Origin of the sequence: Actinacidiphila yeochonensis CN732 (genome assembly GCF_000745345.1) — a bacterium.
Classification (GTDB): domain Bacteria; phylum Actinomycetota; class Actinomycetes; order Streptomycetales; family Streptomycetaceae; genus Actinacidiphila; species Actinacidiphila yeochonensis.
In genome coordinates, this window is record NZ_JQNR01000005.1 from 4,034,217 (window position 1) to 4,054,238 (window position 20,022).

Genomic DNA, 20,022 nt, shown 5'->3' on the forward strand with positions numbered 1-20,022 from the left:
AGCCGCTGGTCGGAGGCGAGTAGTTTCGGCGACGTCCACCACAGGACGTCGGACCGGGGGCTGCCCCGCGTTCGCGTCGGCCACCGCTGGGCCATGGGGCGCCGCGCCACCGCGCGCCGCCACTGGCAGCCAGGTCCAGCGCCGCGACGCGGGAACGCGGGGCGACTGCAGCCCGATCCGCAGGTGTGACCCGGAAAGGGCCCGGACGCCCAGTAGACAACGGCCTCGGCGCGGATCGCAGCCAGCGGTTCCCAGGTCGGCCCGAAGGGCGTCCGGGCCCATTCCGTTGCGTCCGCCTTGCTCCGGGCCCGCCTGCCTCTGGGACCGGGCGTTCTCCGGGCCCGCCTGCCTCTGGGACCGGGCGTTCTCCGGGCCCGCCGCTCTCCGCGTCCGCCCGGCTCCGTGACTCGCCGGCCTCCGTGTCCGCCGCCCCCTCGCCTGCGGGCGTCTGAGGCGCGCGGCCGACCGGCCGGCCGGCACGCCCGCCCGCCTGCTCCTCCCGGGCTCCGTCCGGGGTCCGGGGCGCCCGGGCCGCGGCGCGCCCGCGAGGATCGGATCGCGGGGGCGCGGGGAGCCGTGGGGCGGGTGGGGAAAAGGGGCCGGGCTTTGCCGCCCCCGGGGGGAATCCTCGGGGAACAGGAGGTACGGTCACCTTCACAAGTCCCCGAGGAACCCCAGGAAGCACTGTGCGCCTGCGCCCCCCGAACGCCCCCGCGGCGCCCTCCGCGCCCGGCAGCGCCGTCGAGCCGCAGGAGCCGGCCGAGTCCGCTCAGCGGGTCGCGGACGAGGAACGCGGACGGACGGCCGCGGGTGAGGAGCCCGCGGAGGCGGCGCCAGGGGAGGCGGCGCCCGAAGTGCCGGACCCCGGGGCCGCGCGGGAGGACCCCGCGGCCGCGCGCCCGAGCCGGCGGCGGCGCTTCGCGGCCACCGCCCGGCGGGCCGCGCCCAGCAGCGCCGTCGCGGCGGGCGCCGGGCTGGCGATGGCCGCGGCGTTCCCGCCCTACGGGGTGTGGCCGCTGTCCGTCGCCTCCGTCGCCGCTCTGACGCTGCTGCTGCGGGGCCGGACGGTTCGTCAGGGCGCCTGGCTGGGCTTCGCGTTCGCCTTTCCCTTCTTCCTCTGGCTCATCGTGTGGCTGCGCTCGGTGACGTGGCTGGCCGTCGTCGTGCTGGCCGCCGTCGAGGCGGTCTACTTCGTGCTGATGGCCGCGATGACCGTGCCGGTGCTGCGGCGCCGCGCCTGGCCGCTGTGGTGCGCCTGCCTGTGGGTGACGCAGGAACTGGTCCGCGACCGGCTGCCGTTCGGCGGCTTCTCCTGGGGCCGGCTGGCCTTCGCCAACACGTCCTCGCCCTTCACCCCGCTCGCCGCGCTCGGCGGCGCGCCCCTGGTGTCGTTCGCGGTGGCTCTCAGCGGCACCCTGCTGGCCGCCGCCGTCCTCGCCGCCGCCCGTCTCGCGTGGCGGCCCGGCGGGCGGTCGGCCCGGGCCGTGCTGGTCGGGGCGGCCGGCCTGGTGCTGTCCGCCGCGGTCCTGTGCGCGGGCCTGTTCGTACCGGTGCGCACCGACGCGGCCGGGCACGTCCGCATCGCCGTCGTCCAGGGCAACGTGCAGCAGCCGGGCATGCACTTCCTCGGCCGCCCGATGAAGATCCTCGACAACCACGTGCAGGCCACCCTCAAGCTGGCCGCGGACATCAAGGCCGGCAAGGTGGCCAAGCCGGACCTCGTGCTGTGGCCGGAGAACTCCTCCGACCTGGACCCGTTCACGTACCCGCAGGCGTACGCCAAGATCACCGAGGCGGTGCAGGCGGTCGGGGTGCCGGTGCTGGTCGGCACCCTCGTCGACGGCCCGGACCAGGACCACGTGATGAACGAGGGCATCGTCTGGGACCCGCTCTCCGGCCCCGGCGCCCAGTACACCAAGCAGCACCCGGTGCCGTTCGGCGAGTACGTGCCCTTCCGCGAGGAGCTGACCAAGGTCGTCCCGATGCTCGACGAGATCCCGCGCGACTTCTACCCGGGCGACCACACCGGCGTCCTCCAGATCGGCCCGGCCCGGCTCGGCGACGTGATCTGCTTCGAGGTCGCCTACGACGGCATCGTCCGGGACACCGTGAACGCCGGTGCCCGCGCCATCGTCGTGCAGACCAACAACGCCACCTACGGCCGCACCGGCGAGCCCGAGCAGCAGCTCGCGATGTCCCGGCTGCGGGCCGTCGAGCACGGCCGCGCGGTGGTGATCGCGGCCACCAGCGGCATCAGCGCGGTCGTCGCCCCCGACGGGAAGGTCGAGCAGCGCACCAAGGAGTTCACGCAGGCGGTGCTCAGCGCCGACATCCCGCTGCGGGACGGGAAGACCCTTGCGGACCGCGTCGGTGCGGCACCGGAGTGGACGCTCGCTATGGTGGGGCTCCTGTCCTGTGCGGCCGCGGTCGCGATCGGCAGGATCGAGCGCACCCGCACGGCGAAAGGGCGATCCCAGCAGTGAACGACGACGAGCAGCGAAGCTTCGAGCCGCTCGGCCGGGTCCTGGTCATCATCCCGACCTACAACGAGGCTGAGAACGTCAAGCCGATCGTCACGCGGGTCCGCGCCTCCGTGCCCGAGGCGGACATCCTGATCGCCGACGACAACAGCCCGGACGGCACCGGCAAGCTCGCCGACGAACTGGCCGCCGCCGACGACCACGTCCACGTCCTGCACCGGCGGGGCAAGGAGGGGCTGGGGGCCGCCTACCTGGCCGGCTTCCAGTGGGGCATCGACCGCGATTACGACGTGCTGGTCGAGATGGACGCCGACGGCTCCCACCAGCCGGAGGAGCTGCCGCGGCTGCTCACCGCGCTGAAGAGCGCCGACCTGGTGCTCGGCTCGCGCTGGATTCCCGGCGGGCGCGTGGTCAACTGGCCCAAGTCCCGCGAGATCCTCTCGCGCGGCGGCAGCACCTACTCCCGGCTGATGCTGGACGTGCCCATCCGCGACGTCACCGGCGGCTACCGGGCCTTCCGCCGCGGCACCCTGGAGGGCCTGGGGATGGGCGACGTGGCCTCCGCGGGCTACTGCTTCCAGGTCGACCTGGCCTGGCGCGCCGTCAAGGCGGGCTTCCACGTGGTGGAGGTGCCGATCACCTTCGTCGAGCGCGAGCGCGGCGACAGCAAGATGAGCCGCAACATCGTCGCCGAGGCGCTGTGGCGGGTCACCACGTGGGGCGTCTCCTCCCGGGCCGAGAAGATCACCGGGCGGCGCCCGCTGCCGTAGCGGGGCCGGGCAGCCGGAGCCGGGCAGCCGGAGCCGGGCGGGCGGCCCCCGGCCGGCCGCCCCCCGGTCGGGGGAGCAGGGGACCGGCAGGGGGTCGGGGAGGTCCGGGGGTGTCCGGGGGATCAGCCGCCGTCCTAGCCGAGGATGTTGACGGCCCGCGCCACCACCAGCACCACCGTGACCAGGGACACCGCCGACTGCGTGAGCATGTAGCCCTTGGCCTTGCGGGTCATCGGCATCACGTCGGTCGGGCTGAACGCGGTGGAGTTGGTGAAGGACAGGTAGACGTAGTCGAAGTAGGCCGGCTCCCAGTCCGGCTGGGCCAGCTCCGGGGCCTGCATCTGCGGGAAGAGGAAGTCCGGTACCTGCCTGACGCCCCCGGCGCGCGCGACCGGCCCGCCGCGGTCCAGTTCCCAGTAGATGAGCGCGAAGACCACCACGTTCACCAGCCAGATCCCCCCGCCGGTGAGCAGGAGCGCCCCCGCCGCCAGGTGGCTGCGGCCGTGCACCAGGTCGACGGCCAGCCGTACGGCCGCGTAGAGGTTGGCGCCGGCCGTCGCCGCGGTGAAGACCAGGCTGAGGGCCCGGTAGGCGGCCGAGCGGCGTTCGATCCGGTGCGGGTTGAGGGCGACCAGGCAGGCCAGCAGCGCGAACTCCACCGCGGGCAGGAGCGGCCGCGGGTGCACCACCAAGCGGGCGGGCAGCGTGGACTGCACGACCAGTACGAGGGCCACCGAGGCCGTGACGGCCCACCGTGTCTCGCCCTGGGTGACCCGGCGCCAGGCCGGCAGCGCCTCCCGGCCCGCCCACTCGGAGCCGGCGCGCGGCGCGGCCATCAGCAGGGACTCGATCCGGGCCAGCCGGCTGTCGAGGACGTCCGCGTGCCCGTGGCCGTTCGCCACCGGCCCGGCGCCGTGCCCGGCCCGCCGCCTCCGGCGGGGTGCCCGCCCGCCCCGCCGGACGGCGGCGGTGCGGCGGGTGCGGGGGCGGGTACGGCTGCCGGCGCGGCGGTCGGCGGTGGGGCGGCAGCCGGTACGGCGGCGAGCGGGCGGTCCGGGGCGTTCGCCGCCGTACCGGGCAGGTCCATGCCCTGTGCGGGCTCCTCGTGCGTCACGCGTGACATCGTTGCCGCCGAACCCGGCCGGGTCCACCGCCGGCGGGGAACCGCCGTCCGGCCTTTACCCGCTCTTTGGCACACTTGGGGGTATGACGACGACACCGCCCCCGTTGCGCCCGGGGGAGCGTCAGGAGCAGCGCCCGCCACGACGCTCTCGCCGCCCGCGCCTCGGCACCGTGGTCCCGCTGTCCATCGCGGCCTGGGCCGTGGTGGAGATCTGGCTGCTGGTGCTGGTGGCCCAGGCCACCAGCGGCCTCGTGGTGCTGCTCATCCTGGTGGCCGGGTTCGTGCTGGGGGCCGCGGCCGTCAAGCGGGCGGGCCGCAGCGCCTGGCGGAACCTGACGGCGTCGGTGGCGGCGCAGCAGCAGGGCACGCCGCCGGTCGCGCCGGACAAGGACGGGCGCAACGGGCTGGCCATGCTCGGCGGGCTGCTGCTGATGGTGCCCGGCCTCCTCTCGGACGCGGCCGCGCTGCTGCTGCTCGCGCCGCCCACCCGCCGACTCGCCGGCCGGCTGGTGGACCGCGCCATGCGCCGCCGGGGCGTCCCCGTCGACGCCTTCCCGCCCCGTGGCCCGGGCGACCCGCGGCAGGGCGGCCCGTTCCCCGGTGGCCCGTTCCCCGGCGGCAACCCGGGCGGCCCCTCCTCGGGCGGCGGCAAGGTCATCCAGGGCGAGGTCGTCGACCGCGACCGCCCCTGACCGCCCCGAGCCCGGTTCGGCGCCGCCGCGTGCTGCTGCCGGGCGTCCGGGCGCGCGGTGGGGGAGTGAGCGGGTCAGGCGGCCGGCGCGGCCAGGTAGTCGCCGTGTTCCAGGTCGTCGAGCAGGGTCGGGTGGGTGGGCGACCAGCCGAGCAGTTCCTGGGTGCCGGAGCTGGAGACGGGCCCGTCGAAGCCGTAGGCGACGGCCATGAACGGGCTCGCGAAGTGTGTGGCGGCCTCCTCGGGGGTCAGTGACGCCGTGGGCAGGTCCAGGCCGCGGGCGATCGTCTCCGCGACGCTCTTCAAGGTGACGCCGCTTTCGGCCACTCCGTGCAGCACGCTGCCCGCGGGCGCCTTCTCCACCGCCAGGCGGAACAGGACCGCGGCGTCGGACCGGTGCACCGCGGGCCACCGGTTGGCGCCGTCGCCGACGTAGGCCGAGACGCCGGTCTTCCGCGCCGTGGCGACGAGCATGGGGATGAAGCCGTGGTCCTCGGGGCCGTGGACGGTGGGGGCGAGGCGGAGCACGCTCGCGCGCACCCCCCGGGCGGCGAAGCCCAGGCAGGCCCGCTCGCCGGCGATGCGGAAGGCGGCGATCCCGGCCTGGTCGGGCTCGTCGCGCTCGGTGCTCTCCCGGCCGGCGGGCATGACCAGGGTGCCCGAGGTGACGACGAGCGGCCTGCCCGAGCCTTCCAGCGGCCGGCCGAGGGCCTCGATGGCGGTCCGGTCGCGCCGCATCATGTCGTCGAGGTCGGAGAAGTCGCCGCCGTAGGCCATGTGGAGGACGCCGTCGGCGGCTTCGGCGCCGCTGCGCAGACTGTCGAGGTCGTCCAGGGATCCGTGGTGCGGTGTGGCGCCCAGCGACTCCAGCCGGGCGGCGGCGGCGTCCGAGCGGGCCAGGCCGGTGACGTGGTGGCCGGCCCTGATGAGTTCGGTGACGACCGCCGGGCCGGTCTGACCGGAACCGCCGGTGACGAAGACACGCATGGCAATCTCCCGCTGAATGTCAGTGACTGGCGCTACGCAGCGCCGGTCGCGACTCTAGGTAGCGCCAGTCACTGGCGTCAAGAAGCGCCGGTGACCGGCGTGTGCGGTACCCTCGGTCCGTGCCACGGAGCGGAGCAGAAGCGCGTCGCCGCCTTCAGCAGGCGGCCCTGGAGCTGTACCAGGAGCGCGGGTTCGACCGGACCACCACGGCCGAGATCGCCGCCCGGGCCGGAGTCAACGAGCGCACGTTCTTCCGGCACTTCCCCGACAAGCGCGAGGTGCTCTTCGACGGCGAGTCGGATCTGCGCGCCGCGCTGACGCAGGCGGTGGCCGAGGCGCCCGAGGGCCTCCAGCCGCTCGACGTACTGCTCGGCGCCTTCCGGAAGGCCGAAGGAATCCTTGAGGGCAACCGCCCCTTCGCCGAACCCCGGCTCCGGCTGATCGCGGCGACTCCGGCGCTCCGTGAACGCGACCTGGCCAAGGCCACCTCGGTCACCGAGGCCATGGCGGAGGCGCTGCGGCAGCGCGGTGTCGCCGACCGGCTGGCCGGGCTGGCCGCCCGGACCGGGTGGGCGGCCTTCCACCAGGCGGCCCAGGACTGGATCGACGACCCCTCGCGGAGCCTGGACGAGCACCTCCTGGAGGCGTTCGACGACCTGCGCGCCCTCTCCGGGCCCGTCCCGTCGGCGCGGGCGCGGTCCGGAAGCTGAGCCGCCCGCCAACGGCTCGTCGAGAGGGGAGCCCGATCCGGCCCGCCTCGGTACGGCGGCTTCGCGTGACCGAGGCCGAGGCCGGGACCGGGACCACCGCGAGCCGTACACGACCTGCCCGGGGAACCGGCGTCCGGAGCGCGCGGGGCCGTCCGCCGCGAGCCTGAGCCGGGACCTCGCGCATCCGGGACCGGGCGGCCGCGGCGACCGCGGATCCGGGCAGCGCGACGGCCCGGCCGGCCCGCCGTGAAGGCAGGGCCGACCGGGTCCGTAAACTCGGGCGCCCGGTCCGGAGCGGGGCTCCGGCCGGGCGGAAAGGGTGTGCGGGCCCAGTGCGCACCGCGGCGGGTGCGGGGTCCGGGCCGCCGGGCCCGCGACGGAGCGGGCCCGGCGCCTGAACAGCCTCAGCCTCGGCTTCGGCCGATCAGACGGATCAGGCGGTCTTGCGGTTGTCGCGCGGGTGCACCGCGATGTTCATGGCACCGGAGCGCAGGACGGCCAGCCGCTCGGCCAGCACCTCCTCCAGCTCCTCCAGCGTGCGCCGCTCCATCAGCATGTCCCAGTGCGTGCGCGCCGGCTTCGTCGTCTTCTCCTCAGGGCCCTCTCCGTCCACCAGGAGGGCGGTCTGGCCGCATGCGCGGCACTCCCACTCCGGCGGAATCTCGGCCTCCACCGAGAACGGCATCTCGAATCGATGGCCGTTCCTACATGCGTACTCAACGGTCTGGCGCGGTGCCAGATCGATGCCGCGGTCCGTCTCGTAGCTGGTGGCCCCGAGTCGCGTGCCGCGGAGAGCTCGCTCACTCATGAATCGTGCCTCCCGGGCATATGGTCGCCCACAGGACAGGTGTCGCTGTCGTCGTCATCCGGTCAACGTCCGGTCGGCGGTGAAGATTCCCGTTAAGGGATTGCGTCGCCCGTCGTGTCGCCCCTGTTTGTACCCAGCAACATCCGATTTGTCACACCTGTCCGGATTTGTCACCCGGGGTCGGGGCAGTTTTTGCGTGCAGTGACGGTCAGCTGGCTGGGCCAACCGCGTACACTACCCGTCCGCACCGCCAAGGGCTAAACCGGGTCCACTGCCGAGGCTTCCGGCGGTTCCCGGACAACCTCCGCACATGCCGCGGAACCGGCTCCCACCGCCGGAACGGAGGCGGGGGCCGGCTGCCGCCGGACCGCCCGCCGTGCGCCGCCCGCGCCGCCTCCTCCCGTGCCCGTCCGTCGAACCGGTGCAGGAAGAACTGGGCGAGCGGCCCGATCGCCACCGCGTAGAGCACTGTCCCCACCCCTACCCCGCCGCCCAGCAGGTAACCGGCGGCCAGCACCCCCAGCTCGATACCCGTGCGGAGCAGCCGCAGCGACCGGCCCGTCCTGCGGTGCAGCCCGGTCATCAGCCCGTCGCGCGGGCCCGGCCCGAACCGGGCGGAGATGTACAGGCCGGTCGCCGCGCCGTTGAGCACCACCCCCGCGAGCAGCAGCGGCACCCGCACCGCGAGCTCCGGGCGGTAGGGGAGCAGCGCCATGGTGGCGTCGACGGCCGAACCGACCAGCACCACGTTGGAGAGCGTGCCGAGCTGGGGGCGCTGCCGCAGCGGCCACCACAGCAGCAGCACCACGGCACCGACGATGATGGAGACGGTGCCGATGCCCAGCCCCACCCTCATGGCCAGGCCCTGGTGGAGGACGTCCCAGGGGTCCAGGCCGAGTGCGGCGCGGACCAGCAGCGCGTCGCTCACGCCGTAGAGGACGAGGCCGGTGTACAGGCGGAAGAGGCGACGCAGCACGGAAGGACCCCCCTGGCGGCCGGATGATCGTGCGTGTCACTATGTGGCCTGTGGTAGGCCTCGCACCATGGCCAATCAACGGAAGGTGGACTGGAACTGATGCCCCAGTGGACCGCTTCGGTGAGTGCCGCCCATCTCGCCCGGCTGCTGCGCCCGAGAGCCGTGGCGGACGCCCGCGGCGGCGGCCGGCCAGGCGCCCGCCGGGCCCCGCCTACCGTGAGCTGGCCGACGGGGTGCGCCTGCTGGTGCTTGAGGGCCGGGTACAGGTCGCCGCGCGGCTGCCGGCCGAACGCGAGCTGGCCATGGCCCTGGGCGTCAGCCGCACCACCGTCGCCGCCGCGTACGAGGCGCTGCGCGCGGAGGGCTTCGCCCGCTCCCGGCGCGGCGCCGGCAGCTGGACGGCGATCCCCGAGGGCCACGTCCTGCCCTCGCGCAGCCTGGAGCCGCTGCCGCCGGACAGCGCCGGCTCGGTGATCGACCTGGGGTGCGCCTCGCTGCCCGCCCCCGAGCCGTGGCTGAGCGAGGCCATGCGGGGCGCACTCGCCGACCTGCCGGCCTACGCGGCCACCCACGGGGACTTCCCCGCCGGGCTGCCGGTGCTGCGCGAGGCCATCGCCGACCGCTACACCGCCCGGGGCGTGCCCACCATGCCGGAACAGATCATGGTGACCACCGGCGCCATGGGCGCCATCGCGGCGGCCACCCGGCGGCTGGTCGGGTTCGGTGAGCGGGTCGCGGTGGAGTCGCCCAGCTACGCCAACGTCCTGGAGCTGTTCCGCGAGACCGGCGCCCGTCCGGTGCCGGTGGCGCTGCGGGACGGCCTGGCCGGCTGGGACCTGCCCGCCTGGCGCCGGGTGCTGCGCGAGGCCGCCCCCCGGATGGTCTACGTCCAGCCGGACTACCACAACCCCACCGGCACCCTCGTCTCGGACGAGCAGCGCCGCGACCTGGTGGAGGCCGCCCGCGCCGCGGGCACCGTCATCGTCGCGGACGAGACCATGGCCGAGCTCACCCTCGACGGCGAGGAGTCGCAGGTGCGGCCGATGGCCGCCTTCGACCGGGGCGGCACGGTGATCACCGTCGGCTCGGCCAGCAAGGCGATCTGGGCCGGCCTGCGGATCGGCTGGGTGCGCAGCACCCCCGACGTGGTGCGCCGGCTCGTCTCCGCCCGCGCGTACCTCGACCTGGCCTCCCCGGTCGTGGACCAGCTCGCGGTCGCCTGGCTGCTGCGCGGCGGCCACTGGGACCAGGCCCTCGCCGAACGGCGGGCCCGCGCCCGCGAGTGCCGCGACGACCTGGCCGCCGCGCTGCGCGCCCAGGTGCCGGAGTGGAGCTTCACCCTCCCGCGCGGCGGGATGACGATGTGGGTGCGCACCGGCGACGTCTCCGGCTCCCGGGTGGCCGTGGCGGGGGAGCGGCTGGGCGTGCGGGTGCCGTCGGGCCCGCGGTTCGGGGTCGACGGCGCCTTCGAGTCCTACGTGCGCGTCCCCTTCACGGTCAGCGGCCCCGTCGCGGAGGAGGCCGCCGCGCGGCTGGCCCAGGCCGCCGACCTGGTCCGCTCCGGGGGCGGTGCGGACGGCGAGCCGACCGGCCTCTTCGTCGCGTAGCCGCACCCGCCCGCCGGGGTCCTGCCGCGCCCGCCGGTCGCACCCGCCGGGGTTCGGCCGCCCGGCGGGGGCCGGGCCGGGCGGTCAGCCCAGTTCGAGGTCGGCGACGGTCCGCACCACCGCCTCCTTGCGCAGCACCACCGCCTCCGGAAGCGGCTCGGCGACCCGTTCCGGCTCCGGCCGCGGCTCCTGCGGCGCCGCCTCCACGGCGGGCTCCAGGGTCTTCGGCAGCACCTGCCCGGGTTCCTGCTCCGGGGTGCCCGAAGCGCCCTCGTCCGGCGGCAGCAGCGCCATGACGGCCGCCCGCTCGGGCTCCGGCGCCTCCTCGTCGTACGGGTCGGGCGTGGCCGGCACCTGGAGGCGCAGCACCGGACCGCCGCCCAGCCGGGCGTAGCCGCGACCGGGCGGCACGTCCGCCGCCGGCGTGGTGCGCTGCGGCGCCCCCAGCACCGCCTGCACGTGCTCGGGGGCCAGCGCCCCGAGCACCACCCGGGCCCGGGTCTGCGCGATGACCACCGCGGCCAGCGCCTCGGTGGCGTCCAGCTGGTCGGCGACCGCCACCGCCACGTTCGCCGCCCGCCCGTGCCGCAGCGGCACGTCCAGCAGCGCCTGCGGGTCCGGGCTGCCCTCGGCGTGCGCGAGCTGGGTCAGCGCGGTCGGCCGGTCCACCAGCACCCACAGCGGGCGGCGGGCGTCGTCGGGGGCCGGGGTGCCGGACTGCCGGGCCCGGCTGACCGCGATCAGCCGCCGCTCGGTCTCGTGGGCCACCCACTCCAGCGTCGCCGCCGCGCCCATCAGCCCGTCCTCGACGGCGAGCACGCCCGGCCGCCCGGCCAGGCACGCGTACTCGCCCGTCCCGCTGCCGTCGACCACCACCACGTCGCCGTGGGCCAGCGCCTGGAGCGCGATGGACCGCAGCAGGGTGGTGGTGCCGGTGCCGGGCTGGCCCAGCGCCAGCAGGTGCGGCTCGGTGGAGCGAGGGCCGGTGCGCCAGACCACCGGCGGAGCGTCCCGCAGGGCGCCCGCGGCCCCGCCTGCCGCGCCCGCGGCGCTCTCCCGGCCGCCGGCCGGCACCGCCACCGGCAGGGTGCGCTGCACGGCGGCGTCGTCGGTGAAGCCCAGCACCATCTCGCCGGGGGCGGTGACGAACCGCTGCGCGGCCACGTCGGTCGGCAGCGGCGGCAGGGTGGTGAGGGTGAGGTGGTTCTCCTCCTCGTTCCAGTCGAAGCGGTACTCCCGCCCCCGCCCGGCCTTGGCGTGGAGCAACTGCTCCACCCGGGCGCGCGACTCGGCCTCGCCGTCGGTGAAGTACGCCGGGTAGCGCAGGTGCAGCCGCGCCAGCCGCCCGTCCTGGAAGGCGTAGGAGGTGAACGCCTGGTCCCAGGCGCCGTCGTGGGCGTAGAGCGGGGCCGGGTCGGCGGCGTCCGAGAGGTAGGGGACCAGCGCCTCGTACAGCGCCTGGAGCCGTACGACCTCGGCCTCGGTGGGGCCCTTGTCCGCCGCGGAGTCGGCGCGGTCGCGCCCCATCCACCCGGCGGAGACCAGCAGCGCGGCGATCCCGGCGATCGGCCCGTACGGCATCATCGCCACGATCACCACCGCCGCGGCGGCCAGCACCAGCGCCGGCCCGCGCCGGTCCTTCGGGGTGCGGGCCCACCAGGTCCCCGCCCACCCGGCCTGGCGGCGCACGCCGCGGGCGATGGTGATCACGGGGTGGAGGACGTCGCCGGCGCCGTCGGCCGCGGTGCGCGCGAGGTCGCGGCCGCGCACGAGCGACGGCCGGGGCTTGAGGATGCTGGGGAGGGGACGCCTGGCCACGGATGCTCCATGGGTGTTTCGGGGGTGTGGGGATCGGTTCCGGCGCGGCAGCCGGCGCGCGGTACGGGGGAGCGCGGTCGCGCCGGCCGTCTTCCGGCCCCCGCCGCCTGCCGGGCGCGGCGGACCCGGAGCGGCGGAACGGAAACGGGCACGGACCCGGCGGCGGTGTGCGACCGCTGCCGGGCCCGTGACCGGGGTGGGGCAGGAGTGGCCGTCGCGGGACGGCCTAGATTTTGAGCCCGCCGATGAGGCTGGCGAGACTCGCCCCACCCGCGGTGATGCTCGGGGCGATGGCCGAACCCGCGAGGTAGAACCCGAAGAGGGCGCAGACCACGCCATGGGACACCTTCAGGCCGTCCTTGCGGAAGAACAGGAAGCAGATGACGCCGAGCAGTACGACGCCGGAGATGGACAGGATCATGGGGCTCTTCTCCTGTAGGTGATGGGGACGGTCACCATGAGTGGTTCCAGGCTCACAAAAAGTCCTCGATCACGCGCGGCGGCGAACGGGTGATTCCTGGCCGCGCGCGGGCGAACCCGTCGGTCCGGTCGGGTGCGGACGGGCCGTGCGGCGGGGCGGACCCGTACGGCGCCCCGCCCGGCGGGAGCCCGCCATACGGCCGCCGGAACGGCCGGAGCGGTCCGGGAACCGGCGCGGCCTGGGCCGTCCAGGTGACGCGCGGGCGGCCGGCGGACGGGGAGCTCCCGGGGCCCGCAACCGTCCCGCCCCGTTCGCCGGGGGCGTGCCGTACCGGCGTGACGGGTGGTCGGGCAGGATGGCGGACGTGCGCGTGACCCCCATCTCCTGGCCGAAGCTCGCCGGCGCCCTGGCCGAGCGGATCGCCGACGGCACCCCGCCCGGCCCCTGGTGGCGGGTGGCCGTCGACGGCGCCCCAGCCGCCCGCCCGCAGGACCTCGCCGACGCCCTGGCCGAGCAGCTGCCCGCGCTCGGCCACCCCGTCCTGCGGGTCAGCGCGGCGGCCTTCTGGCGCCCGGCCTCGCTGCGGCTGGAGTACGGCCACGAGGACGTCGAGGCCTACTACAACCTGTGGCTCGACACCGGGGCGCTGCGCCGCGAGGTGCTCGACCCGCTCGGCCCCGGCGGCACCGGTCGGGCGCTGCCCTCGCTGCGCGACCCGGCCACCGACCGCTCCACCCGCGCGGAGTACACCACCCTGCCGCCGGGCGGCGTCCTCCTGCTGGACGGCCCGCTGCTGCTCGGCCAGGGCCTGCCGCTGGACTTGGCCGTCCACCTGCACCTGTCCCCTGGCGCGCTGCGCCGCCGCACCCCGCCAGGAGAGCTGTGGACCCTCCCGGCCTACGACCGGTACGCGCGCGAGGCGCTGCCCGAGGAGGCCGCGGACGTACTCGTCCGCGCCGACGACCCGCGCCACCCCGCCTGGGCCGGCTGACCGCCGGGGACACCCCGCGCGGTCCGCGGCGGCCGCGGCGGCGCTCCCGGTGCCGGACCCGCGCCGACCGGGGTCCGCGGTGCCCCGGGAGCCGCGGTGATCCGGGGTTTGCGGTGCTTCGCGGGCGCCCGTCCCGGGCTGTCCGGTGCCGCCGGTACGGTTCGGGCGACCCCGCCTTGCCCTGGGGGCGCGGCCCCCGATAGCGTCCGCGACCACCATGACTGTCGCCATAGCGCCGCTGACACCCGAGCACATACCCCTGGCCGCGCAGCGCTACGACCGCTGGTTCGCCCGCGCACGGCGTCCTCCCTCGCAGCGGTCCTGGCTCGCCGACGGCCCGGTGCGCGGCGACACCCTGCTGGAGCGGCTGGCCGGCGCCCCCGGCCTGGAGGCGTGCCGGGCGCTGGACGGCGACGGCAACCTCGTCGGCCACCTCGCGGCGGTCCCGCTCGACCTGGCCCCGACGATCCCGCCGCGCTGCGCAGCCACCCCCGTTCCGCGCACATCCCGCACGGCGGCCACGCGCTGCCCTCGGGCCGGGAGAGCGAGGTGCTGCGCGCCCTCTACGCGCGGGTGGCCCAGCGCCTGGTCGCCGACCGGCGGCTGGTGCACTACGTCGACGTCCCGGCCGGGGACGCCGCCACCACCCCGTGGTCCGACCTGGGTTTCGGGCGGGAGCTCGTGCAGGGGCTGATGGCCGTCAAGGCCCGCGGCCGGCAGCCGCGCGGGGTGGACGGGATGGTGATCCGCCGGGCCGGCCCCGGCGACCTGCCGCAGGTGGGCCGGATGGCCGCCGAGTCGGCACGCCGGCAGCGCGGCACCGCGACCTTCCAGCCGCAGCCCGAGGCAGCGCTGGCCGCACTGCGGGTGCGGTACGCCGGCGCGCTCGGCGACCCGCGCTGCGCCGCCTGGATCGCCTCCCGGCGCGGCGAGGAGATCGGCATGGTGCTGCTGGCGCCGGCCGAACCCGACCCGGTGGTGCCCGCCTCCTGTGTCGAACTCCTGGAGACCTACGTCGAGCCGGCCTCCCGCGGCGAGGGCATCAGCCGGGTCCTGCTGGCCACCGCCGTCGCCTGGGCCTACGACAACGGGCACCGGTACATGTCGGCGCGCTGGCCGTCCGCCTCGCCGCTGGCGGCCGGGCACTTCCCCGCGATCGGCTTCCGTCCGGTCGCCTACCGGCTCAGCCGGGTCCTCGACTCCCGACTCACCGGCCAGGCCGGCACCTTCTGACCCTTTTGTGGTGGTTTGTCGAGGCCCCGCCGCGTCGTTGCACCGCCGCCGATCGCGGCTCCCGGGCCATCCGAACACTCGTCAAAACGGGACAAAGCGGCACGTTGTGAGGGGTATCACCTAGAGGGTGCGATACGCCGCCAGGCAGGTACGTACGGTGGCGGAGCGGGCGGCGGAACCGTCGATCCGTCGCTCGATCCGGAGGGGGCGGTCGCGGAGGGTGGCCACCGCGGCGACCTGGTGTGCGCGACCGGTCGCTTCAGGTGACAGCGGGGGTGGATGCCCGAAAGGGAGGGGTTTGCCCGAGGCGGGCGGCTGCGCCTAGGTTCCGATCAGCAAGCGGGCCGAGGAAGCGCCCGCACCCGCCGGGCGGATCGCCGAATCCTGCCACCGCCCGGTCAGCGGGAGCATCCAACCCACCGACGGCAGGAGCGGGGGACCCACAGGCAAGCCGCCGTCCGCACCGGACGGCTCGGGGTGAAGCCGTGCCCACGGGCCCGGCCGGGCATCTCCTGCCCGAACCCGACAGCTCACCTCGCAGGCGTAGGAGAGGACGTTTCCCCATGCCCGCAAACGGCCGCAACCGCAAGCCCCGCCGCCTCACCCGCCTCTACGCCACCGCCGGCGTCGGCACCGCCGCCGTCGTCCTGCCGCTGCTGGTCGGCACCGCCGCCCACGCGGCGACCCCGGCCCACACGGCCGCCCCGGCGCACTCCAAGCCCGCCACCTACCGGGTCGTCAAGGGCGACACCCTGGCGAGCATCGCCCGGGCGCACCACATCAAGGGCGGCTGGAAGAAGCTCTACGCCGAGAACAAGGCCGTCATCGGCGCCAACCCGTCCGTCATCACCCCGGGCGAGATCCTGACGCTGCGCGCCCCGGCGCACGCCGCGAAGGCCCCGGCTCAGAAGGCCGCCAAGCCGGCCGCCAGGACCACCGCCATCCACGCCGCCAAGACCGCCGCCACCACCCCGGTCAACACCGGCTGGATGAAGCCGGTCGGCGACGCCGCCATCGGCACCGGCTACAAGGCGTCCGGCTCGCTGTGGTCCAGCGGCTCCCACACCGGCGTCGACTTCCTGGTAAACAGCGGCACCCCGGTCCACGCGGTCGCCGCCGGCACCGTGGTCTCGGCCGGCGCCGACGGCGCCTACGGCAACGACGTGATCCTCAAGCACGCCGACGGCAGGTACACCCTGTACGGCCACCTGACCACGCCGCTGGTGTCCGCCGGCCAGACCGTCACCGAGGGCCAGGAGATCGGCATCTCCGGCGCCACCGGCAACGTCACCGGCCCGCACCTGCACTTCGAGGTGCGCACCACGCCGTACTACGGCTCCGACATCGACCCGGTCGCCTACATGGCCGGCCACGGCGTCACCATCTGAGGCCGGCTGAAGGAGTCTGACCCCGCCCGGCGCCACCTGACGCCGGAACGTGCCCGCCCGGTCCCCGCGACCGGGCGGGCACCGGCGCGTCCGGCCCCGGGAGGCGGCTCGGGAGGCGGCTCAGGCGGCCGCTGACGCGGCGCCCGGGACGGTCGCGAGGGCGTGGCGGACGAACGCCGCGTTGTCCGGGGTCTGCCGCAGCCGCTCCAGGAGGGTTTCGAGGCCGGTGTGCGGGTCCCGTCCGGCCAGCGCGCGGCGCAGGCCGTACTGGACGGCCGACTCCGCGGGGGAGAGCAGCAGCTCGTCGCGGCGGGTGCCGGAGGAGGCCAGGTCGAGGGCGGGGTGCACGTGGCGCTGTGCGAGGGTGCGGTCGAGCCGCAGCTCCATGTTGCCGGTGCTCTTCAGCTCCTCGAAGTAGAAGTCGTCGGCGCGCGATCCGGTCTCGACCAGCGCGGTGGCCAGGATGGTCAGCGAGCCGCCCTCCTCGGCCCGGCGGGCGGCCCCGAAGAGCCGCTTGGGGCCGAGCAGCGCCGCCGCGTCCACCCCGCCGGACAGGGTGCGCCCGGAACTCGGGGCGCCGGTGTTGTGGGCCCGGCACAGCCGGGTCAGCGAGTCGAGCAGCACCACCACGTCGCGGCCCTGCTCGACCATCCGCTTGGCGCGTTCGACGGCGAGTTCGGCGAGCGCGATGTGGCGGCGGGCGGGCTCGTCGAAGGTGGAGGCCAGGACCTCGCCGCCGTGCGCCCCGACCCGGGCGCGCATGTCGGTGACCTCTTCGGGCCGTTCGTCCACCAGCAGCACCATCAGGTGGCTCTCGGGGTGGTTGGCGGCGACGGCCGCCGCGAGGGTCTGGAGCAGCACGGTCTTGCCGGCCTTGGGCGGGGCGGCGATCAGGCCGCGCTGCCCCTTGCCGATCGGCGCCATCAGGTCCACCAGCCGACCGGTCACGGCAGCCGGGCCGCGCAGCAGCGGACTCTCCAGGCGCAGCCGTTCGCCGGGGTGAACCGGCGTCAGGTCGGCGAAGCGCGGGCGGGAACGGTCGGGTGGCAGCCCGTTGACGGTGCGGACCTCGGCGAGGGCGCCGGGTCGAGACAGGGTGCCGTCGACGAGGTCGCCGGCGCGCAGGCCGTGCCGGTCGATCAGGGCCCGGGGACGGCCGGGTCGTCCGGCGCGGGGCGCAGGTCCGGGCGGCGCAGCCGGCCGGGGCCGTCGCGCCCGAGGTCGAGCACGCCGGCCGTCCGCTGCGGGACGGCCGGTGCGGCCACCGGGCGTTCGAGGGTTTCGGTCATGGGGTTCGTCCTTTCCGGACGGGAAGAGTGTGCGGGGCGGCCGGGTGCGGCCGGCGGCCCGCGGAGGGAGGAGAAGCGCGGGAGGGGGGAAGCGGCAGGGCGCGGCGGGTGCGGAGGGATCACGCGGGCCGCGGGCCGGGCGGCGGCCCCGGAGGGTTGCCGCGGCGCGGACTCACGGCCGGAGCCGAGCCGCCGTGGCGGACCGGACCCGGGCGTACGCGAAGCGCGGCACACCGGTGCGGGAACGGGCTTCCTCGGAGAAACACAGAGGCGAGGCCATCCGGGACGACGCGCAGAAAGCGGTGGGATGGCGGCGATGTTCGGGCCCTGAAGAAAGGGAAACCCTACGTCTCCGAGAGGAGCATAGCACGCCATGTGTGCGCGCCTCAAGCCCCTCCGGGCCGGCGCCGGTGCCGGGCCCCGCGCCGGGCCCCGCGCCCCACCCCGTCCCGGGACCCCTCTCAGCCCCGCCGTACCCGCCGCGTACCGCCGTACCCGACGTACCAGCCGATCCCGGCCCGGGGGGCGGGGCCGTTCAGCCCGGCGCGCGGTCAGTCGACCTCGATGCCGTGCTCCTGCACCAGCTCGACGAGGCCGCCCTCGCCCTCGTAGCCCTTGCCGCCGGGCACGAAGTCCCAGTCGCCGCCGGCGCGTCGCCGGAAGGAGCCCAGTACCAGCGCGGTCTCGCCCGGGCGACCGTCGGAGACCGCCAGCCGGCCGGCCTCCGCGCCACTGGGGTCGGTCAGCCGGACGGCCGCGCCGGTGAAGCCCGTCAGGTCGGCGGCCGGGTCGACCTCCGGGTCGATCGCCGCGACCAGCACCACCCGGTCCGCCGCGGCGGGCAGCCGGTCGAAGTCCACCCACACCGCGGCCCGGTCGCCGCCCGTGCCGGGCATCATCCGCACGGTGCCGTCCGGGGTGCGCGGGTTGTTGTAGAAGACGAACCAGTCGTCGCCGAGCGCCCGGGTGCCGGCGCACACCAGCGCGCACACGTCCAGCGCCACCGCCCCCTCCCAGCGCAGGCCCAGCACGCTGGCGTCCGGCTCGTCGTCCACCCCGGGCCCGGAGTCCGGGCCGCCGTCCGGCTCGGCGCCGGACGGCGACGACGCTGCGGCCGCGCCCGGCGCCGGGCCCAACCGCCCGGCCAGGCCGTGCTCGTGGAGCATCTTCACGAGGTCGGTGCCGGACACCAGGGTCAGCGGCTTGCCGCCCGCGAAGGCGTGGGAGGTCGGCCCGAAGCCCGACGTGGTGATCAGCACGCCCTTGATCGCGCCCTGGTCCTGCACGGTGCCGTAGAGGTCCCGCACCGCGCTCGGCGAGACCGTGTTGCGGTACCGCTTGACCTGCACCACGATCCGCCCGCCGCGGATCGGGTCCGAGTCCAGCGCGTCGACGTCCACCCCGCCGTCGCCCGAGCGCACGGTGGTGACCGCGTGCATGCCCATCGCCCGGAACAGCTCGGCGACCAGCTCCTCGAACTCCAGCGGGTCCATGGCCAGCAGGTCCGGCTCCTCGCCGCCGCCGTGGGCCGCGACCGTCCGGCCCGCGCCGCCCGGCACCCGCAGCGGCTCCACCGCCGCCCGCCGGTCCGGCCGCGCGGACAGCTGCCCGCCGAGCCCGTCCACCAGGCAGTCCACCGCGTTGACCTGCGCCAGGTTGACGGCCTCGAAGGCCGTCCGGGAGGCCGCCACCGTGGCCAGGAACTCCGGGACGCGGTGCCCGGTGGCCGGATCGGTGTCGTCCACGAAGCCGTTGAGCGCCACCGACTCCAGCAGCCCGAACGGATCGGCGGCGAAGACCTGGTGCAGCACCAGCAGCATCACCTGCGCCAGCAGGTCCCGGTAGGCCGCCCGCCGCTCGGTGACCGGACGGGCCGTCTCCTTGTCCCGGTCGGCACCCGGCAGGTAGCGCACCAGCGCCGTCTGCGGCACCACCGAGAAGGCCGGCAGCTCCCAGTTGAGCACCAGCCGCCGCTCCGGCCCCTCGTAGGTGGCCGCCAACTGGCGCGGCAGGACCTCCGGGAAGGCCGGCGACGCGTACAGTGCCGCGGTCAGGTACTCCTCGACGGCCTCGGGCTCGCCGCGCCGCACCCGGGCCAGCGACTCGCGCACCCCCGCGTTGTGCCGGCGTATCTCGGCCAGCCGCTGCTCGGCCCAGCGCTCGTACCGGCCGCGGTAGTCGGCCAGCCTGGCCTGCCGCTCCGCCTCGGCGGCCCGCGCGGTGCCCAGGTCGCGGTCGTACGCCTCGCGGGCCGCCCGCTGCTCGCGGCCGCCGCCCAGCCCCCATCCGGCCCGCCGCGCCGGGTACGCCTCCTCGCGCGGCATCGGGACCGGCACCGCCAGCGGGCCGGGGGCGAACGGCTCCACCCGTTCGGGCAGTTCGAGCGAGGCGGGGGAGAAGGCCGGTGCGGCGCAGCCGGCCCGCAGCAGCCCGGCCAGCTCGGCCGAGTGGCGCGCCAGCGCCTCGGTGCGGCGCCGGGCCTCCTGCTCACGCCGTTCCCGGTAGGCGGCCTGCTGCTCGCGCCGGGAGCGGGCCAGGGCCCGTTCGGCGGCCAGCTGCTGCCGTTCGGCGGTGCGCTGCTGCTGGAGCCGGGCGCGGCGCTGGGCCTCAGCCTGCCGCTGCTGCTGCCGCTGGATCTCCGCCCACGTGGACACCAGCCCGCTCTGATGACGGCTCATGCGGCTCTGCTCCCCCCGGCGGCACCCTCGGAACCTGGCGACCGCCGGTATC

13 protein-coding genes, 3 pseudogenes and 1 riboswitch are annotated in these 20,022 nt (G+C 76.0%); of the genes and pseudogenes, 8 read left to right on the forward strand and 8 right to left on the reverse strand.

All coding sequences use genetic code 11. The features are described 5' to 3' along the window. The first annotated feature begins 854 nt into the window (after positions 1 to 854). Entirely contained in the window at positions 855 to 2,483 is a 1,629-nt protein-coding gene (gene lnt, locus BS72_RS28370; RefSeq protein ID WP_037918036.1) for an apolipoprotein N-acyltransferase, read from the forward strand. After that, positions 2,480 to 3,250, forward strand: coding sequence for a polyprenol monophosphomannose synthase (locus tag BS72_RS28375; RefSeq protein WP_037914631.1), 771 nt, complete (start codon positions 2,480 to 2,482; stop codon positions 3,248 to 3,250). The genes lnt and BS72_RS28375 overlap by 4 nt, the downstream gene beginning before the upstream one ends. A gap of 134 nt (positions 3,251 to 3,384) precedes the next feature. On the opposite strand, the gene BS72_RS28380 is transcribed toward BS72_RS28375, so the two are convergent. Further along, the gene (locus BS72_RS28380) at positions 3,385 to 4,152 is read right to left on the reverse strand and encodes a DUF1345 domain-containing protein (RefSeq protein ID WP_037914633.1); all 768 of its coding nucleotides are present in this window, start codon (positions 4,150 to 4,152) and stop codon (positions 3,385 to 3,387) included. Positions 4,153 to 4,456: 304 nt separating this feature from the next. Between BS72_RS28380 and fxsA the strand changes: the two genes are divergently transcribed. Continuing rightward, positions 4,457 to 5,065, forward strand: coding sequence for an FxsA family membrane protein (fxsA, locus tag BS72_RS32875; RefSeq protein WP_078901696.1), 609 nt, complete (start codon positions 4,457 to 4,459; stop codon positions 5,063 to 5,065). A 74-nt stretch (positions 5,066 to 5,139) separates the two neighbouring features. Here fxsA and BS72_RS28390 read toward each other — a convergent pair whose 3' ends face one another. Then, positions 5,140 to 6,051: an SDR family oxidoreductase gene (locus BS72_RS28390; RefSeq protein WP_037914635.1), complete on the reverse strand. Its 912-nt coding sequence runs from the start codon at positions 6,049 to 6,051 to the stop codon at positions 5,140 to 5,142. 119 nt (positions 6,052 to 6,170) lie between these two features. Here BS72_RS28390 and BS72_RS28395 point away from each other — a divergent pair, with 119 nt between their 5' ends. Next, positions 6,171 to 6,761 (forward strand): TetR family transcriptional regulator, encoded by a 591-nt coding sequence (locus BS72_RS28395; RefSeq protein ID WP_037914638.1) that lies wholly within the window; start codon positions 6,171 to 6,173, stop codon positions 6,759 to 6,761. Between the two features lie 433 nt (positions 6,762 to 7,194). Here BS72_RS28395 and BS72_RS28400 read toward each other — a convergent pair whose 3' ends face one another. Together BS72_RS28400 and yczE are read right to left on the reverse strand one after the other, a co-directional pair. Next, positions 7,195 to 7,569, reverse strand: a complete 375-nt coding sequence (locus tag BS72_RS28400) for an RNA polymerase-binding protein RbpA (RefSeq protein ID WP_031517570.1) — start codon at positions 7,567 to 7,569, stop codon at positions 7,195 to 7,197. 415 nt (positions 7,570 to 7,984) lie between these two features. Then, positions 7,985 to 8,545: pseudogene (gene yczE / locus BS72_RS28405) on the reverse strand (membrane protein YczE); the annotation flags it as partial. Between the two features lie 99 nt (positions 8,546 to 8,644). Here yczE and yczR point away from each other — a divergent pair. Next, positions 8,645 to 10,152, forward strand: a pseudogene (yczR, locus tag BS72_RS28410) (MocR-like transcription factor YczR). Positions 10,153 to 10,236: 84 nt separating this feature from the next. Here the strand turns inward: yczR and BS72_RS28415 are convergent. Beyond that, complete coding sequence (locus tag BS72_RS28415; RefSeq protein WP_078901698.1) at positions 10,237 to 11,970, reverse strand: hypothetical protein; 1,734 nt, start codon at positions 11,968 to 11,970, stop codon at positions 10,237 to 10,239. A gap of 226 nt (positions 11,971 to 12,196) precedes the next feature. Then, positions 12,197 to 12,391, reverse strand: coding sequence for a hypothetical protein (locus BS72_RS28420; RefSeq protein WP_037914642.1), 195 nt, complete (start codon positions 12,389 to 12,391; stop codon positions 12,197 to 12,199). Between the two features lie 364 nt (positions 12,392 to 12,755). Between BS72_RS28420 and BS72_RS28425 the strand changes: the two genes are divergently transcribed. The 3 genes from BS72_RS28425 to BS72_RS28435 all read left to right on the forward strand — a co-directional run bounded on the left by BS72_RS28425 (position 12,756) and on the right by BS72_RS28435 (position 16,003). Then, positions 12,756 to 13,382 carry a nucleoside/nucleotide kinase family protein gene (locus BS72_RS28425; protein ID WP_037918044.1) on the forward strand — a complete coding sequence of 209 codons (627 nt, stop codon included), beginning with the start codon at positions 12,756 to 12,758 and terminating at the stop codon, positions 13,380 to 13,382. Between the two features lie 549 nt (positions 13,383 to 13,931). Then, entirely contained in the window at positions 13,932 to 14,615 is a 684-nt protein-coding gene (locus BS72_RS28430; RefSeq protein WP_232792552.1) for a GNAT family N-acetyltransferase, read from the forward strand. A 407-nt stretch (positions 14,616 to 15,022) separates the two neighbouring features. Then, positions 15,023 to 15,174: riboswitch (cyclic di-AMP (ydaO/yuaA leader) on the forward strand. Between the two features lie 4 nt (positions 15,175 to 15,178). Then, entirely contained in the window at positions 15,179 to 16,003 is an 825-nt protein-coding gene (locus BS72_RS28435; RefSeq protein ID WP_037914644.1) for a M23 family metallopeptidase, read from the forward strand. Positions 16,004 to 16,123: 120 nt separating this feature from the next. On the opposite strand, the pseudogene rho reads toward BS72_RS28435, so the two are convergent. Further along, a pseudogene (gene rho / locus BS72_RS28440) lies at positions 16,124 to 17,292 on the reverse strand (transcription termination factor Rho). Positions 17,293 to 17,843: 551 nt separating this feature from the next. Next, positions 17,844 to 19,970, reverse strand: a complete 2,127-nt coding sequence (locus tag BS72_RS28445) for a restriction endonuclease (protein ID WP_037914647.1) — start codon at positions 19,968 to 19,970, stop codon at positions 17,844 to 17,846. Between the last annotated feature and the right edge of the window lie 52 nt (positions 19,971 to 20,022).

What these genes read in the sequence shown, in the direction of transcription:
- fxsA (WP_078901696.1), top strand. Translation starts at nt 4,457, where the DNA reads ATGACGACGACACCGCCCCCGTTGCGCCCGGGGGAGCGTCAGGAGCAG.
- BS72_RS28390 (WP_037914635.1), bottom strand. Translation starts at nt 6,051, where the DNA reads ATGCGTGTCTTCGTCACCGGCGGTTCCGGTCAGACCGGCCCGGCGGTC.
- BS72_RS28400 (WP_031517570.1), bottom strand. Translation starts at nt 7,569, where the DNA reads ATGAGTGAGCGAGCTCTCCGCGGCACGCGACTCGGGGCCACCAGCTAC.
- BS72_RS28420 (WP_037914642.1), bottom strand. Translation starts at nt 12,391, where the DNA reads ATGATCCTGTCCATCTCCGGCGTCGTACTGCTCGGCGTCATCTGCTTC.
- BS72_RS28435 (WP_037914644.1), top strand. Translation starts at nt 15,179, where the DNA reads ATGCCCGCAAACGGCCGCAACCGCAAGCCCCGCCGCCTCACCCGCCTC.
- BS72_RS28445 (WP_037914647.1), bottom strand. Translation starts at nt 19,970, where the DNA reads ATGAGCCGTCATCAGAGCGGGCTGGTGTCCACGTGGGCGGAGATCCAG.